Consider the following 14781-nt stretch of genomic DNA (forward strand, 5'->3'; position numbering starts at 1 on the left):
AAACCAAGGGAGAAATGGTCGTTTCGGCAAAGAGGGATGGTTGTGCGACGTAATCGGAAGGGCGAAATTTCGTCGAAGAAAAGGCCGGTTACATCGAAGGAGCTGCCGGAGAACTCCTAACCTGTTTATTCTTGTACTCATGTTAAAACGACTACCACCAGGCTTGCGCCAGCTCAACACCTTTCCCTTCTATTATGAAGTATCGGTATGGCTGATCTGCGTTTGCACTTATAAATACAGTTACCTGTTGGATGTATCTGACCTGCCCAATCCGCAGTTCGATAATTTCCCCCATCCCCAACTGATCCTTTTCGCCATAGGGCTATCGCTGTACACCATTCCTTTCTACCGGTGGCTGGTGCCCACGTTGCTGAAAAAGAAGAAAAACGGCTGGCTGCCGGTGGCCATCATCCTCTATTTCGGGCTGGTGTGCAAGGTGAGCAACTGGATCGTATCGAACATTTTCTATTACCTCACCCCGGCTTCTCCCCTCAAGGATTTTTACGCGAAATGTGTTACGCTTACCACCGGGCTGCTGCGCCGCCCATTCGGCTGGACACCCAATACCCTGTTTGCCGACATCATCGTATTCCTTTCGGTAGCCTTCATATGGTATGCTTTCGAGAACGAACGCAAAAAGCACCTGCTGGAGAAAGACAACCTCGTACTGCAGCTGGATGCCCTGAAGGCCCAGCTGCATCCGCATTTCCTCTTCAATACGCTCAACAATATTTACGGCATGAGCCTTACCGGCAATAAGGAAACGCCTTCGTTCATTCTGCGCCTGTCGGACATGATGCGTTTCATTTTGTACGACTGCCAGCGCAACCTGGTATCGCTCGAAAAAGACCTGGAGTTCCTGGAGAATTACCTCGAGATGGAAAAGCAGCGCTACCCCGCCGCAAATATTCAATTCACCATCAGTGGTGAGGCGCTGGGTAAGCAGATTGCGCCACTGTTATTCATCCAGTTCGTTGAAAACAGTTTCAAACACGGCGCGCACCGGCTCAACGATACCGGCTTTATCCACGGGTCGCTGCGCGTGGAAGGCAACAGCCTGCACTTTGTGTTGCGGAATGACGTATTTGCGATCGCCACCCCTGCCAGTGCTTCTCCCTACGGCGGGGTAGGCATCGAAAATGTACGAAAACGGCTGGCGCTGTACTATCCACACCAGCATACGCTTTCGATCAACAAGACCCACGAAGTTTTTGAAGTACAATTGTCCATAACCGCCTTATCTTCATAACCATGACGGCCCCTGCACCCGTAATCCGCTGCCTCATCGCCGATGATGAACTGATTGCTCACCAGATCCTGGAACAATATATCGTTCAAACGCCCGGACTGCTGCTGGTAGCCAAATGCCGCAATGCGCTGGAGGCTTTCGCGAAACTGGAGCAGCATGCCATCGACCTCATTTTCCTCGATATCGAAATGCCCCTGGTGAACGGCATCACCTTTCTCAAAACCCTCACCAATCCGCCCCGGGTTATCTTCACTACCGCGTATGCCAACTACGCGCTCGAAGGGTACGACCTTAATGTAACCGATTATTTACTGAAGCCCTTTTCGTACGAGCGCTTTGTAAAAGCGGTTGAGAAGGTACAACAACTGATGCCCGCCGCACCGGCTGCGGAGGCTGAAGCGGATGGCGTCAACTACCTGCTGGTGAAGGAAAAAGACGGACTGATGAAGATCGCCTACGACGACATCCTGCACATCGAAGCTTCGCGCGATTATATGAAGGTCCATACCGTATCGGGACACCACCTCATTCACCAGACAATGAAGAAGCTGGAGGAGCTGCTCCCCGCCGACCGGTTCATCCGCACGCACAAATCCTTTATCGTGGCTTTGCGCCAGATCAAATTACTGAAACCCGATGCGGTGGTGCTGATGAACAGATCGGAGATACCGGTGAGCGTGAATTATGCGGATACCGTGAAGGAGAAATTTGCCCGTTCGTAGACTTAACGGTTAATTCTGTACGGCACGGTTTTTATACTATAGATTTAACAAGCCTTATTCGGAAAAAAAATACTAAATTAACAGTCTGCTTTATCTCTCTTTACGCGACCCTTTCGTAAGGATATTTTGAACCACCGTACATCTTAATATCGTTTACTATGCGGATCATGTTTTTGTGTTTTATTGGAATGATGAGCCTGGGGCGCGTATTCAGTCAGGACCTTCTTCAGCCAGAACCGGCTGACCAATCGGTGAGCCAGAAAACTTCTTCCCGCCAGGGGAAAGAGATCAGGATCTATCCCAATCCAGTGAATGAAAATCAATTCAAGATCAACCTGGGGAAGCGCTATACCGGCGCTATCGAGATCGCTATTTTCAGCAGTACCGGCACCATGGTACACCAGGGGCGCCAAACGACCACCGGCGACCAGGTGATCCCGGTCGTAATGCCGCACAAGCTACCCGGCGGTGTATACACGCTGCATGTGGTGATGGGCGATGCGGTGAAGAAAGCGCGACTGGTGGCTTCCGAATAAGGAATGAATTTGCGGGAAGGCGACCTGCCTTCTCCTGTTACCGCGCTAACCAGCTTGCTACAGTTGGGCAGCTTTACCTGAATATATCGAGCAGTCCGTCGGGCAATTCCACGAGCACCTGCTTTTTATGCTGGTCTATCTTCTGCAGGGTTTCCTGATGTATCGGTATGAGTGCTTCTTTGCCATCGAGGTCGATGCGGCAAAGGACCTGGTGAGGCTGTTCGATGACTTCGAGTATCTCGCCGATGTCGGTGCCATTATCGATGATGTGAAAGCCAAGAAGGGATATGGGGGCCGATTTACCGGCATATTGATGGAAGGCTGCTTCTTCGAGCCATACCTGTTTTTGAACCAGCTTCTGCGCCGCTTCTTTGGTGTCGATATTTTCCAGCTTGATGTAAAGCTCCTGATCGGTCTTTGCGCGGGCCGATTCGATGAAGTAGGGCAAAAGTTCTTCCTTCCTGTCTTCGAGGTACAGTGTTTCGAGCCCTTTGAGGGCTGTTTTTTTGCCGAGTTCGTGGCGGAGGATAAGTTCGCCGCCCACGCCAAATGTGGCTACCAGTTTGCCGATGCTGCAGTAATTGATCATATAACGGTTGAATACAAGGGATACCAGAAAAAAATCCCGACGACAAAGATAGTCATCGGGATTTAATGAGTTTGGCTTTAGCTATACTGCCGCTTAGGAGGCTTCTCCCTCGCTTCTCCTTCTGATAGGAGCGCCAACACCACCACGGCGGACTCTTCTGTCCTTAGCGTTTGCTTCCTGGCGTTTCTTCACCTGTACCTCATGCTCTGAGTGCCAGGTTTGGAACTTCACCATTGCAGCAGCCTCGTCGAAGAGACCCAGTTTAACACCGCGCAATAAGTGTTTCAGATACAGAACTCCCTTGAACGACAAAATTCTGCGTACAGTGTCTGTGGGCTGAGCGCCTTTATGCAGCCAATCGAGGGCTTTCTGGCGGTCGAGCTGAATGGAAGCCGGAACTGTAAGCGGATTGTACGTACCTAATTTCTGGATAAATTTTCCATCTCTGGGAGAGCGGGCATCTGCCACTACGATGAAATAAAATGGTCTTTTTTTAGACCCGTGACGTTGCAGTCTGATTTTAACTGGCATTTTAAATAGACATTTAAATGCGTGAACAAATAGGGTTACTTTCTACTTTTTCAAGGAGTGCAAAGATAGCAATCCCCTTGATTTTTTCAAATATAATAATTCGTTGGAAAACGGAGCTCACTTCCTCAAAAATTAAAATTAAAAAAATATTAAGCGCCTCTCAGCACAGCTTATTGGAAGTTTTGCAAGATTTCCGGGCGACTATTACCTTCTTCCTAATCCCATGCGGCCCATGGGCATTTTATTCATCATCTTCATCATCTCCTTCATCTGCTCGAACTGCTTGAGGAAGGCGTTCAATTCCGTGAGGTCTTTACCGGCTCCTTTGGCGATACGCGCCTTGCGGCCGGGGCTGATAATATCGGGATTGGCGCGTTCCTGGGGCGTCATGGAGTTGATCAGGGCTTCGATGCCTTTGAACGAATCGTCGCTGATGTCGATGTCCTTTACAGCCTTTCCTACACCGGGTATCATACCCAGCAGATCTTTGATGTTACCCATCTTCTTGATCTGGTCGAGCTGCTGCTTAAAGTCTTCAAAATCAAACTGGTTCTTACGGATCTTCTTTTCCAGCTTCTTCGCCTGCACCTCGTCGAACTGAGCCTGGGCCTTTTCCACGAGGGTGGTGATATCACCCATGCCGAGTATACGCTGGGCCATCCGCTCGGGGTAAAACACGTCGAGCGTGTCCATCTTTTCGCCGCTACTCACAAACTTGATCGGCTTGTTGACGGTGTATTTGATGGAGAGGGCGGCACCACCGCGGGTATCACCATCAAGCTTCGTGAGTACCACCCCCGAAAAATCGAGGCGGTCGTTGAAGGCTTTGGCGGTGTTGACGGCGTCCTGGCCGGTCATGGAGTCCACCACGAAAAGGATCTCGTTGGGGTTCACGGCGGCCTTGATATTGGCTACTTCGGTCATCATCGCCTCGTCGACGGCCAAACGGCCGGCAGTATCGATGATGAGTACGTTCTTATTCTTGCTTTTGGCTTCTTTGATGGCGTTGGTGGCGATGGCTACCGCATCCTTATTGTCAGGCTCGCTGTATACATCGATGCCGATCTGGCCACCCAATACCTTCAACTGGTCGATCGCGGCCGGACGGTAGATATCGGCGGCTACCAGCATGGGGGAAAGTCCCTTCTTGGTTTTGAGGAAATTGGCCAGTTTGCCCGAAAAGGTGGTTTTACCCGAACCCTGCAGGCCTGCGATGAGGATGACGGCGGGATTGCCTTTGGTATTGAACGTGCTTTCTGTGCCTCCCATCAGCTCTACGAGCTCGTCCTTGACGATCTTGACCATCAACTGGCCGGGGCTTACGGCGGTGATCACTTTCTGACCGAGGGCGGTTTCCCGGATCTTATCGGTAAAGTCTTTGGCGATCTTATAGTTTACGTCGGCATCTACCAATGCGCGGCGGATGTCTTTTACAGTAGCAGCAATATTGAGTTCGGTAATCCTGCCTTCCCCTTTTATCTGTTTAAAGGCGGATTCCAACTTCTCCGATAAAGACTCGAACATATTGAACGGTGTTTAAAATGAACCAATTACCGGGAACCGGGGTAATGCTATAAAGTTCAAAGGTGAATGTAATTGTTACATTCACCTTTGAACGGACTGCAAATTTACAGTAGAAATAGCTATTAAAGTGTAAAGTTTTCTTTGGGTAATGCTACATTTTAAGGTTAAACGCCCAAATAACCGCGCAATTCCCTGGAACGGGAGTTGGTACGGAGCTTGGTGATGGCTTTGTCTTTAATCTGACGAACGCGTTCGCGGGTGAGGTTGAACTTCTCTCCGATGTCTTCGAGGCTCATGGGATGGTCGACCCCGATGCCGAAGAAGTAACAGATCACTTCTTTCTGCCTTTCGGTGAGCATCTTCATAGAGCGTTCAATTTCCTGTTTCAGCGATTCGTTGTGCTCGATCTGCAGGTTGGCCCTTTCGGCATTCGGATTCTCCAGCACGTCTACGAGGGTATTGTCTTCCCCTTCGGACAGTGGCGTATCCATGCTTACGTGGCGGGCTGCAATGCCCAGCGTAGCTGACACTTCTTCAGTTTCCAGTTCAAGCAGTTCCGCCAATTCTTCAGGTGAGGGTTCCCGTTCATACTCCTGTTCCAGTTGGGAGAATGCCTTCTGGATCTTGTTGGTGAGACCAACTTTGTTGAGTGGCAGGCGTACAATGCGGGATTGCTCGGCCAGGGCCTGCAATATGCTTTGACGGATCCACCAAACTGCGTAGGAGATAAATTTGAAACCGCGGGTTTCATCGAAGCGTTGAGCGGCTTTGATGAGGCCCAGGTTGCCCTCATTGATGAGGTCTGGCAGGGAGAGTCCCTGATTCTGATACTGCTTTGCGACCGAAACTACGAAGCGCAGGTTTGCTTTGGTAAGCTTGTCGAGCGCGGATTGATCGCCTTGTTTGATTCGGCGTGCCAACCGCACTTCCTCTTCGGGGCTGATCAATTCGACTTTACCAATTTCCTGCAGGTACTTTTCAAGGCTCTGAGATTCACGATTCGTGATCGATTTCGTGATCTTGAGTTGACGCATACTCATAGGTAGGTCATTTAAAGGGTTTTTAAGGTTTAAAGGCTACGTACTAGATACGTGAAAAAACGCTGTACGGGTTATTTTCTTGCATCCGGACTGCCGACTTATAAAAGTTGGCCTTCAGCAATTTAATGATTTCCGGCCCGGAAACCAAATTATTCACATTTAAATTGCTGGTTGTCAGTAGCTTTAAAGTTTTTCGGGTTATATATGACTTTCCCTACCTTTAACGGGGTTTGCAACAAAAAAATTTTGGGGGTTGCATTATTTTTCTATTATTGCGCATTGGTATTATAAAAAGATCAATACAAGGAGTAGATGAGTAAGAAACAACAATTTACGTTAGAGTATCCGTTAAGATGTTCTCCTTCCATTTTATATGAATTCCTTAGTACGGCCGCCGGTTTGCAGGAGTGGTTTGCTGATAAAGTGGATGAACGGGATAATGTTTTCAGTTTTTCCTGGAATGGGACAACCGACAGAGCTGAAGTAACTGAAAGTGAACCAGAAAAATTCATACGATTCCATTGGTTACATGCACCAACTGATGAATATTTTGAGTTCCGGATCGAAAAATCAGAAGTTACCAACCAGACGATACTTGTTATCAGGGATTTTGCAGAAAAAGCAGAAGTAAAAGATCAAAGCCAACTGTGGGGTTATCAGGTTAAGGACCTGTTTCACCGCCTGGGTAACTAATCAGTGGCCCATCGCCTGCAATAACACCTGGTACAACTGCATAAGTTTCGCATTGGCATGTTCCCATTGCTCCAAAGGAATTTTAGCGGATAGCTTACAGAAATTACTACTCGATAGCAATTCTTCTATCGAGTATTCATCCAACTGATGAAGCGGCATGTAATTGCTTTCCTCAAAATGATGTTGCCATTCATCGGCTGCGATGCACAGGTAAAATCCATGCTGTTTCAACAATGGTAAATTATCACGGAGGGTGCGCTCATATCGCTCTTTGTAGCTGCCCTTAAGCTGCAGCGTAAGACTGAAAAAATGGCCCCACCAGAAGAAAGTGCGGATAGACCAGGTATCTTCTTTACCGAATACGCGCGGAAAATCGAGCATCACCCAGGGCAATCCTTCATATTTTTCTCCTTTTGATATTTTGGGCGAAGAAGCTGCCGCGGCTTCCGGCAACGGATGACGCAGCTGTTCATGCAGCGATCTCATGACGGGAATCTGCTGCCCCATCAGCGCTACTACTTTATCGATGATGATATTCTTTGTTAAAAGCCATGCTGCGTTCTGTATCAGGGTTGATTCCTCTGCTGAAAGCTGTATTTTTGCCGCGTTCATTGAATAAAGTTAATCAACCGTTCCGGGTTTTGTGGCTAGCGGAAGGGCATGTGCAACAGTAGTTGCCCCACGAGGTGATCGAATGAACGTTCAGGGAATACCTGCATGCCTGGCCGGAACAAGAAAAGTGAAACCAACATAGTGATCAAAAAACTGGATATACTGGTCCTGAAGGCGTTTATAGGGCCCTTCATTGCCACATTTTTCCTCACCTTGTTTGTATTGATCCTGCAGTTCTTCTGGCTGTGGATCGACGATTTTGTGGGCAAGGGAATCGATGGCATGACCATCGTTCGCCTGATCATTTACCTGAGCGCGACGCTGGTGCCCCTGGCACTCCCCCTCGCCGTGCTGCTTTCTTCTATCATGACCTTTGGCAACCTGGGCGAAACCTTCGAGCTGGTGGCCATCAAATCGGCCGGTATCGGCTTGCTGCGTTTCATGCGTTCGCTGCTGGTGACCACCTTACTGCTAGCCGTGCTCGCTTTCTACTTCAACAACAACGTGATCCCCGTTGCCAACCTGAAAATGAAAACCCTTCAGTACGACCTGGTGAACCAAAAGCCGGCTTTCGATCTGAAGGAGGGTACCTTCTACAACATGATCCCCGGTTACTCCATCAAGGTAGCTAAAAAGGTCAACGACTCTGTACTCAACGATATTATCATCTTCGAGACCAGCCCCAATGTGCAGGACAATATGATCTCGGCCAGGCGGGGTGTGATGCGCATGTCGGACGATAAGCGTTACCTCGAATTCACCCTGCAGGATGGCTGGCGTTATGAGGAAGAAGGGGAAAGGACCGGTGTCAATAGCCGCTTCTACCGGCTGGGTTTCAAGGAATATAAAAAAGTACTCGACCTCAGCGCCCTGATGCGGAATTTCACGTCGGATAGTGTGTATAAGGACCGCGCCGAAATGCTCACCATCCTGCAGCTTAACCGGTCCATCGACTCCGTACAAAAGATGCTCAACCAGTTCCATGAGCGCCATAAAGCCGAAATGAAGGCCTACCTGCCTTTTATGCAGTATATGGACAGTGGATGGGCGAAGGTGAGGGTGCCGGCTTTGAAGAAGGACACACCTTTCATCAAAACCCTGCCCGACAGTGCCCGCGTGAGCGTCATTGACCAAAGTATTTCTTTCACGAGCTCACTGAAATCGACGCTCGACGGCGCCGCCACAGATTACGAGAACAGGCGCAAGGAATTGCGCATTCACCTCATGACCTGGCACGAAAAATTCACCATGTCGATCGCTGTACTGGTGCTGTTCCTGATCGGTGCTCCTCTCGGATCGATCGTCCGGAAAGGAGGTATCGGTACGCCCGTGGTATTTGCGGTGATCTTCTTCGTGGTATTCTTCCTGCTGAATAATTTCGGCAAGAAGTTCGTTAAGGAGGACGTGTTGCAGCCTATTGCCGGCATGTGGCTGGCCACGATCGTGCTGCTGCCCATTGGCTTCTTCCTCATTTACAAAGCACTCCATGACTCTCAACTGTTCAATAAAGAATTCTACTACCGCTTCTTCCGTAAGCTGAGGAAGAAAAAGGCTGCGGCGAAAGAACCTGACGAGTTACCAACGGAGCTGGAAGCGGAGATCTCCGGCGAAGACCTGACGATCAAGAAAGATCAGCCGGCTGAAGGCTGATCAACCACCGGTTGGTAGGGCTGTTCGATGTAACCTTTTGAAGGTACCTTGAGGATATCCTGGTCGATCTGCTTTTTGCTGATCGAGGTAGCAGTATAAGTAATCTTTCCCTTTTTGTATTCGTACGTATATTTCAGCACCAGTCCGGGTATGCAGGCAAAGACGGGCTCTACGAGCGCGGGTTCCGTACGCTGTATCTGGCGGGTAAACCACGCGGTGATGATCTTTCCGTCGGCAAGTGTGATCACCGCTTTGTTGCAGGCATAGCCGGATACGAAGGCGGTATCGTCGGCCAGTTTACAGCTGGCTTGTCCGTATTTCGCGTTGTATTGTTTCCACTGTTCTGCATTGAGGTACACCTTGTTCTTGTTCTTCCCCGACTCCTTGACGATGGCTGCAGTACGCTCTTCGTTGCCGGGAGGCAGCATAAAGATGCTTTGCATGCGCATGAGGCTTACCAGTCGCAGGCGTACGAGGCCATTGCTGATGAACAGGGTCTTGGTGCCGCCATTGTAGGCTTCACCAATGCCAACGCTTCTTTTCCTGGATTTGCTGAGTTCGATCGTGTAAGTGACGGTAAGGTCATCGACCGATTTAAGCGGTACCAGCTCTTTGGGCGGGGCAGTTTGGGGCGCCTGCGTCAGTGACATGGTGACGAAAGCGATTGCTACGGTATAAAAGAGGTTCGTGCGTGACATGGTCTTCGGGTGGAATGAAAGGTCATTCCCAGGTTAATAATTAAAAATGAATTCAGCCAGGTCTATCGGATCCAGGGGGTTCTGCCGTCTGCTCCTGTCGAACTGGTGTTCGTCGGCCAGCTTCCACTTTTCCAATCTTTCCATTTCCTTCCTTGCCCGGCGCGTTGGTGTACCTTTCGATCTTCGCTGGTACATTTTGCGCAGGTTATTCATCATGTTCTCCGAGATCGTAAAATAGCTGTATTGATCAAGCCTTACCATCTTTTCGCCCTCTTCCTCTTCAGTGAGGAAGGAAGGCAATTCCTTGTACTGATAGCTGGCCAGGGTGACGATAAAATCATTATCGATGAGGCCGATACCCTCATCGCCAATTAAGAACGTATTACTGCTGAAATAATTTTCTGTGTGGACATTATCATAGGCCTGATACCGGGCCATATCGGCCGGCGGCTGCGGGGATGGCGCCGGCGTTGCGGGCACCTGGGGCGCGGGGACTTCTTGTACCGGCTGCTGTTGTGTCGTAGACGTTTCAGTCACAACCGGTTGGCTCCTGTTCAACCGGTATATTCCCCACCCCGCTATGAGCAGCAGGCAGGCCGCCGCTGCGATCCTGAACCAGAGAAAGGCCTTGCGCTTTCCGCCCACCGTTTCTTCGATCCCTGGTAACAGGCTTTCGTGGGGTGTGGATGGTTCGATCGGTTCCTGATGGACAACAGTCGCCGCTTCGCGCAGTATTTGCTCAAAGGCCCCGGCAGGGGGCGCCTGCTCATGCGACTGCAAGCCGGCCAGCATCGGTGTATGTACCGTTGCCTGCAATATGGCCGCCGGCAGCCAGGCTGGTGGCTGCTGTTCGAACTCTTGTAAAGGCTGCCAGGCACCCAGCCATTGAACGTCAGGATCGGGCGCAGCTTCCTGCTCCAGCCTCGCCAGCAAGCGCTGGAAGGCGGCAGCCGGGGGCTGTACCTCATAGTCGCGCAGGCGACTTAGTATAGTGATCCTGTTATCCATTGGTTTCCTTGAATAATTTCTGCAGATAAACCCTGGCCCTGAACAATTGCGAACGGCTACCCTCTTCCGATATATCCAGCATTTCTCCGATCTCTTTATGGTTGTACCCTTCTACGAGGTACAGATTGATGACCGTACGGTAGCCATCGGGCATGGTGCCGATCATCTTCATCAGTTCATCGTTCGTGAGCTTGTCATAGCCGCTCAGCCCATCAGCAGCCAGTTCTATTTCGTCGCTGATAGCAGTAAGTACTATTTTCTTCTTTTTGATGAAATCAATACAGGTGCCAACAAAGATCCTGCGGGCCCATCCCTCGAAGGAACCATCGCCCCTGAACCCCGACAGGTGCCTGTAGAGTTTTACGAAACCTTCCTGGAAGCAATCGTTGGCATCATTGGCATTGCCGGCATAACGCAGACAGAGGCTGTACATCCGCCCGGCGATATGATCGTAGAGTTGCTGAAAGGCTTTGTTGTCGCCATTAGCAGCTTGTTGGGTTAAGACCTCAAAATGAGGAGGGGCGTTGCGTACAGGTTCCATCCAACAAATATCAGGTTTTTCCCTATTCCCGGCGATGCCCCACTATGTTAATCACTGTTTGTGGGTAATTCAAAAAAAGTGACTTTTTTTTCCCGGCGGCGAAACGTTTGGAAATGAAGTCCGGTCTAAACATTGGAATCAGTGCTGAAACCGGATTATAGTTTGTTGATCAAACCCTTACACTTTAGTGCTTACCTCCCCCACATCCTTTGGGAAGTTCATGTTTGGCAGCGGTCGGATGCTGGCTGTATCTGGGTAGAACGAAAGTCCGTACCCCGAACAGTAACACAGACAATGATTAACAGGTGGTGGTTTTCCCTTAAACGTTTAGTTCTCTGGGGTGAATTTGTATGCCGGCCGGCGGGCGGAGTGGTTTTTTCCCGTTGCCGGCATCTTTTCACTCCGGATACTACATGATAATGTAGCGGATATCGTATTTTAGGATACTACCTTTAACAAGCTAATGGCAATCAAGATCCTACTATACGACGACAATGAAGCGCTGCGGCAAAGCATGGAAACCCTGCTGAGTGAAGAGCCCGACCTGGAGTTCATGGCCGGTATTCCCAATGCAGAGACCGTAGAAACAGATGTGCGGCAACTGGAGCCGGATGTGATACTGATGGACATAGATATGCCTGGTGTAAATGGCGTAGAGGCCGTGCGGCGCATCCGCAAATTTGCCGGCGAGCTGCCCATCATCATGCTGACCGTTTTCGACGACAATGAAAATATCTTCCGCGCCATTTGTGCCGGCGCCAGTGGTTATATCCTCAAAAGATACGCTTCGCTCGAAGTGCCCGCAGCCGTACGCAATGTACTGTCGGGCGGCGCTCCCATGACGGGTACAGTAGCCCGCAAAGTATTGTTGATGATCCCTCCGGCCCACAATCCCGACCAGGAAAAGACCGACCTTTCCGAAAAAGAGATCAGCATCCTGCAACTGCTGGTACAGGGTTTCAGCTACAAGATGATCGCTGCCCAGCTAAAGATCAGCCACGATACGGTGCGCTTCTACATCAAAAAGATCTACGACAAACTTCATGTACATTCCGCTACCGAAGCGGTTTCCAAAGCCATTAAAGACGGACTGGTATAAAAAGCTACAACGCTTTCCACTACATGATGATGTAGTGTATGCCTTGATGGTACTGTTTAGTTTTGGTACAAACAGTAACCACTCATGAAACAACTATCCATCCTGCTGCTATTAGTAATCTCTTTTACCACCCATGCTCAAAATGTCGGCATCGGCGTACCCGCGCCCCTCTATAAACTCGACGTGTACAGTCCCGTTGGCCCGGTGGCGCGATTCACCGGCTCTTCGGCCATGTACATGACCCTGTACGAAAGCAATTTTTACCGGGGCTATTTAGGCTCCTGGGCGGGGTCGGCCGAGGATGTAGACTTTGGTACCGGTGGCGGCAATACTACCGGCAGCGTTCACCTTACAATACAAGGTATTCCCAAGCTTTCCGTTACTGCCAGTGGTTCCGTCGATGTGCAGAACGAACTCACCCGCAGCTCCAAAACAGGCAACGCCAACCTTTTGCCGATCGCCTATGGCAATATCAGCGCTGCAGGCTTCGTCCAGGCTAGTAGCGGCAATGTTTCGGTGAGCCACACTATTACCGGCTTTTATGACATCACGATCACCGGCGAAAACTACCAGTTTCAACAATACATTACCGTGGTGACGCCCATCGGCAGCACTACACCCGTTATATCCACCACTGGCAGTGGTGCCGGCAGGCTGCAGGTATTCCTGTATAGCATAACTGGTGCTGATATCGATGGCAATTTTCATTTCGTGATCTATAAACCATAACTCCAATGCCATCCACTTTGAGAAAATTATTCTTTGCGGTACTGCCGGCAGTTAGCTGCTGCTTACCAGCCATGACGCAGGTGTATGTGCAATCCGGGGCCGATATTCGCATTCAATCAGGCGTTGAATTTGTTGTTCAGGGAGATATCAGTCTTGAGGCAGGCAGCGTATTGATCAACGCCGGCACGATCCTGCTGGGCAATAGTGCGGGGTATAGCGCCAACTTCACCGACCAAACCATTACTCCCTACCAATATGGTACCGGGAGGATCGTCTTCAACAGTAGCATGCCACAAACGATCCAAACGCTGAATGTTTTCGGAAGCCTGGAAATGAGCGGATATGACCTGCAATTCGCGAGTTCGGTATCTGCCCTCAAGTGGTACCTCAACCAGGGCAGGATCCGCACGCTCACGCACTCCGCTGTAGTGACCGGTATGGATGAGCTGGCAATCGAAGCATCTCCTTCGAATGTTAATTATAGCCAATGCTGGATCAATGGCAGTATAAGGCGTTTCATTAACCCGGCATTGACCAATAAATACACATTTCCCCTGGGGCTTTCTTCTGGCGTGTATCTCGCCGAAATGGACAACCTGATGGCCAATCCACTCAACAACATCAGCTATATCGACGCATCTTTTCAACCCAAACTGGGTACCGATGCGGGACTGGTTGTAACCGAAGCAGGCGCCTCCTATACCGGCATTCATAACGCAGGCATCTGGCACCTGAGCCCGAATGGAACACCCACTACCGGCCAATACGACCTGCGTGTATACATAAATGGCTTTACAGGCTTAAGCGACAACCTGTTCACCATCCTGCGCAGACCCGAAGCCTCTTCCAATGGCGCCGACTGGTCGGTGCCAACCGGTAGTCATGTAAATGCTACTGGAGGATTGGGCCGGCTCGTAGCACATGGCTATGCACAACGCAACAAGCTGAGTACCTTCAGCGAATTCGGCATTGGCCTGCTGGCAACGACCTTACCGGTGAGCCTGACGCAGTTTAACCTGAAGCGCCATACTGACACGCAGGTATTGGTGGGATGGCAAACCCAAACGGAGCACAATAATCAGGGCTTTTACGTTGAAAGAAGGCTGGACACAGAAACGGACTTCACCAATAAAGGATTTGTTGCCTCCAAAGCAGCTAATGGTAACAGTGTGATGCCCATCGACTATTCCTTCACCGACAACAACAACTATCCTGGCATCGCCTATTACCGGCTGAAACAGGTAGACCTCGATGATCGTGCTTATTATTCCATGATCAAAGCGATCAAAGGCGGCGCCGGTGTGAACGTATTGATATGGCCCAACCCCAGCGAAGGACAGTTTAGCATTCGCCTGGAGGGCATCAACGACCCTAAAGAAGCCCTTATTACCGACCTGAGCGGTAAGCTTGTTCAAAAGTTTAGCATCAGAGGCACACAAGCGGTAAACATTCATAACCTGCCGGCCGGCACCTATGTCCTTACAATTCCCCATGCGTTTGGAATGGGCCAGGCATTTAAGGAAAAAGTAATGGTAGTGCGGTAGGCGGCACAATTGAATA

The 14781-nt window shown here is 50.0% G+C and carries 16 protein-coding genes; 8 read left to right on the forward strand and 8 right to left on the reverse strand.

Features of this window, described 5'->3' with window-relative positions; translation table 11 throughout:
• Positions 1 to 139: 139 nt before the first annotated feature.
• The 3 genes from P2H89_RS31480 (at position 140) to P2H89_RS31490 (ending at position 2507) form a co-directional block, all read left to right on the forward strand.
• On the forward strand, positions 140 to 1249 hold the full coding sequence (locus P2H89_RS31480; protein WP_275834757.1) for a sensor histidine kinase: 1110 nt from the start codon (positions 140 to 142) through the stop codon (positions 1247 to 1249).
• 2 nt (positions 1250 to 1251) lie between these two features.
• Complete coding sequence (locus P2H89_RS31485) at positions 1252 to 1971, forward strand: LytTR family DNA-binding domain-containing protein (RefSeq protein ID WP_275834759.1); 720 nt, start codon at positions 1252 to 1254, stop codon at positions 1969 to 1971.
• Positions 1972 to 2129: 158 nt separating this feature from the next.
• Complete coding sequence (locus tag P2H89_RS31490) at positions 2130 to 2507, forward strand: T9SS type A sorting domain-containing protein (protein ID WP_275834761.1); 378 nt, start codon at positions 2130 to 2132, stop codon at positions 2505 to 2507.
• A gap of 73 nt (positions 2508 to 2580) precedes the next feature.
• Here the strand turns inward: P2H89_RS31490 and rimM are convergent, their stop codons facing one another.
• From rimM to P2H89_RS31510, 4 genes are all read right to left on the reverse strand, one after another.
• Positions 2581 to 3096: a ribosome maturation factor RimM gene (rimM, locus tag P2H89_RS31495; protein ID WP_275834763.1), complete on the reverse strand. Its 516-nt coding sequence runs from the start codon at positions 3094 to 3096 to the stop codon at positions 2581 to 2583.
• A 93-nt stretch (positions 3097 to 3189) separates the two neighbouring features.
• Positions 3190 to 3627 (reverse strand): 30S ribosomal protein S16, encoded by a 438-nt coding sequence (rpsP, locus tag P2H89_RS35440; RefSeq protein ID WP_345799381.1) that lies wholly within the window; start codon positions 3625 to 3627, stop codon positions 3190 to 3192.
• A gap of 204 nt (positions 3628 to 3831) precedes the next feature.
• The gene (ffh, locus tag P2H89_RS31505) at positions 3832 to 5151 is read right to left on the reverse strand and encodes a signal recognition particle protein (protein ID WP_275834765.1); all 1320 of its coding nucleotides are present in this window, start codon (positions 5149 to 5151) and stop codon (positions 3832 to 3834) included.
• A gap of 164 nt (positions 5152 to 5315) precedes the next feature.
• Entirely contained in the window at positions 5316 to 6191 is an 876-nt protein-coding gene (locus P2H89_RS31510; RefSeq protein WP_345799382.1) for an RNA polymerase sigma factor RpoD/SigA, read from the reverse strand.
• Between the two features lie 312 nt (positions 6192 to 6503).
• On the opposite strand from P2H89_RS31510, the gene P2H89_RS31515 reads away from it, so the two are divergent.
• The gene (locus P2H89_RS31515; protein WP_275834767.1) at positions 6504 to 6884 is read left to right on the forward strand and encodes an START-like domain-containing protein; all 381 of its coding nucleotides are present in this window, start codon (positions 6504 to 6506) and stop codon (positions 6882 to 6884) included.
• Here the strand turns inward: P2H89_RS31515 and P2H89_RS31520 are convergent, their stop codons facing one another.
• Complete coding sequence (locus P2H89_RS31520) at positions 6885 to 7496, reverse strand: hypothetical protein (RefSeq protein WP_275834769.1); 612 nt, start codon at positions 7494 to 7496, stop codon at positions 6885 to 6887.
• 141 nt (positions 7497 to 7637) lie between these two features.
• Between P2H89_RS31520 and P2H89_RS31525 the strand changes: the two genes are divergently transcribed.
• Positions 7638 to 9146, forward strand: coding sequence for an LptF/LptG family permease (locus P2H89_RS31525; protein WP_275834771.1), 1509 nt, complete (start codon positions 7638 to 7640; stop codon positions 9144 to 9146).
• Here P2H89_RS31525 and P2H89_RS31530 read toward each other — a convergent pair.
• The 3 genes from P2H89_RS31530 to P2H89_RS31540 are packed head-to-tail and all read right to left on the reverse strand — an operon-like array spanning position 9128 to position 11393.
• Positions 9128 to 9844 carry a hypothetical protein gene (locus P2H89_RS31530; RefSeq protein WP_275834773.1) on the reverse strand — a complete coding sequence of 239 codons (717 nt, stop codon included), beginning with the start codon at positions 9842 to 9844 and terminating at the stop codon, positions 9128 to 9130. The two genes, P2H89_RS31525 and P2H89_RS31530, sit on opposite strands and share 19 nt — an antisense overlap.
• A 33-nt stretch (positions 9845 to 9877) precedes the next feature.
• Positions 9878 to 10852, reverse strand: a complete 975-nt coding sequence (locus tag P2H89_RS31535) for a hypothetical protein (RefSeq protein WP_275834775.1) — start codon at positions 10850 to 10852, stop codon at positions 9878 to 9880.
• Positions 10845 to 11393, reverse strand: a complete 549-nt coding sequence (locus P2H89_RS31540; RefSeq protein WP_275834777.1) for an RNA polymerase sigma factor — start codon at positions 11391 to 11393, stop codon at positions 10845 to 10847. Before P2H89_RS31540 ends, P2H89_RS31535 begins: the two co-directional genes overlap by 8 nt.
• A 463-nt stretch (positions 11394 to 11856) precedes the next feature.
• Here P2H89_RS31540 and P2H89_RS31545 point away from each other — a divergent pair, with 463 nt between their 5' ends.
• From P2H89_RS31545 to P2H89_RS31555, 3 genes are all read left to right on the forward strand, one after another.
• Positions 11857 to 12492, forward strand: coding sequence for a response regulator transcription factor (locus P2H89_RS31545; RefSeq protein ID WP_275834779.1), 636 nt, complete (start codon positions 11857 to 11859; stop codon positions 12490 to 12492).
• A gap of 84 nt (positions 12493 to 12576) precedes the next feature.
• Positions 12577 to 13221 (forward strand): hypothetical protein, encoded by a 645-nt coding sequence (locus P2H89_RS31550; protein WP_275834781.1) that lies wholly within the window; start codon positions 12577 to 12579, stop codon positions 13219 to 13221.
• Between the two features lie 5 nt (positions 13222 to 13226).
• Positions 13227 to 14765: a T9SS type A sorting domain-containing protein gene (locus P2H89_RS31555; RefSeq protein WP_275834783.1), complete on the forward strand. Its 1539-nt coding sequence runs from the start codon at positions 13227 to 13229 to the stop codon at positions 14763 to 14765.
• Positions 14766 to 14781 lie beyond the last annotated feature (16 nt).

Source organism: Paraflavitalea sp. CAU 1676 (genome assembly GCF_029223285.1).
Classification (GTDB): domain Bacteria; phylum Bacteroidota; class Bacteroidia; order Chitinophagales; family Chitinophagaceae; genus Paraflavitalea.

What these genes read in the sequence shown, in the direction of transcription:
- rimM (WP_275834763.1), bottom strand. Translation starts at nt 3,096, where the DNA reads ATGATCAATTACTGCAGCATCGGCAAACTGGTAGCCACATTTGGCGTG.
- P2H89_RS31555 (WP_275834783.1), top strand. Translation starts at nt 13,227, where the DNA reads ATGCCATCCACTTTGAGAAAATTATTCTTTGCGGTACTGCCGGCAGTT.
- P2H89_RS31545 (WP_275834779.1), top strand. Translation starts at nt 11,857, where the DNA reads ATGGCAATCAAGATCCTACTATACGACGACAATGAAGCGCTGCGGCAA.
- ffh (WP_275834765.1), bottom strand. Translation starts at nt 5,151, where the DNA reads ATGTTCGAGTCTTTATCGGAGAAGTTGGAATCCGCCTTTAAACAGATA.
- rpsP (WP_345799381.1), bottom strand. Translation starts at nt 3,627, where the DNA reads ATGCCAGTTAAAATCAGACTGCAACGTCACGGGTCTAAAAAAAGACCA.
- P2H89_RS31480 (WP_275834757.1), top strand. Translation starts at nt 140, where the DNA reads ATGTTAAAACGACTACCACCAGGCTTGCGCCAGCTCAACACCTTTCCC.
- P2H89_RS31490 (WP_275834761.1), top strand. Translation starts at nt 2,130, where the DNA reads ATGCGGATCATGTTTTTGTGTTTTATTGGAATGATGAGCCTGGGGCGC.
- P2H89_RS31550 (WP_275834781.1), top strand. Translation starts at nt 12,577, where the DNA reads ATGAAACAACTATCCATCCTGCTGCTATTAGTAATCTCTTTTACCACC.
- P2H89_RS31485 (WP_275834759.1), top strand. Translation starts at nt 1,252, where the DNA reads ATGACGGCCCCTGCACCCGTAATCCGCTGCCTCATCGCCGATGATGAA.
- P2H89_RS31510 (WP_345799382.1), bottom strand. Translation starts at nt 6,191, where the DNA reads ATGAGTATGCGTCAACTCAAGATCACGAAATCGATCACGAATCGTGAA.
- P2H89_RS31540 (WP_275834777.1), bottom strand. Translation starts at nt 11,393, where the DNA reads ATGGAACCTGTACGCAACGCCCCTCCTCATTTTGAGGTCTTAACCCAA.
- P2H89_RS31515 (WP_275834767.1), top strand. Translation starts at nt 6,504, where the DNA reads ATGAGTAAGAAACAACAATTTACGTTAGAGTATCCGTTAAGATGTTCT.
- P2H89_RS31535 (WP_275834775.1), bottom strand. Translation starts at nt 10,852, where the DNA reads ATGGATAACAGGATCACTATACTAAGTCGCCTGCGCGACTATGAGGTA.
- P2H89_RS31520 (WP_275834769.1), bottom strand. Translation starts at nt 7,496, where the DNA reads ATGAACGCGGCAAAAATACAGCTTTCAGCAGAGGAATCAACCCTGATA.
- P2H89_RS31530 (WP_275834773.1), bottom strand. Translation starts at nt 9,844, where the DNA reads ATGTCACGCACGAACCTCTTTTATACCGTAGCAATCGCTTTCGTCACC.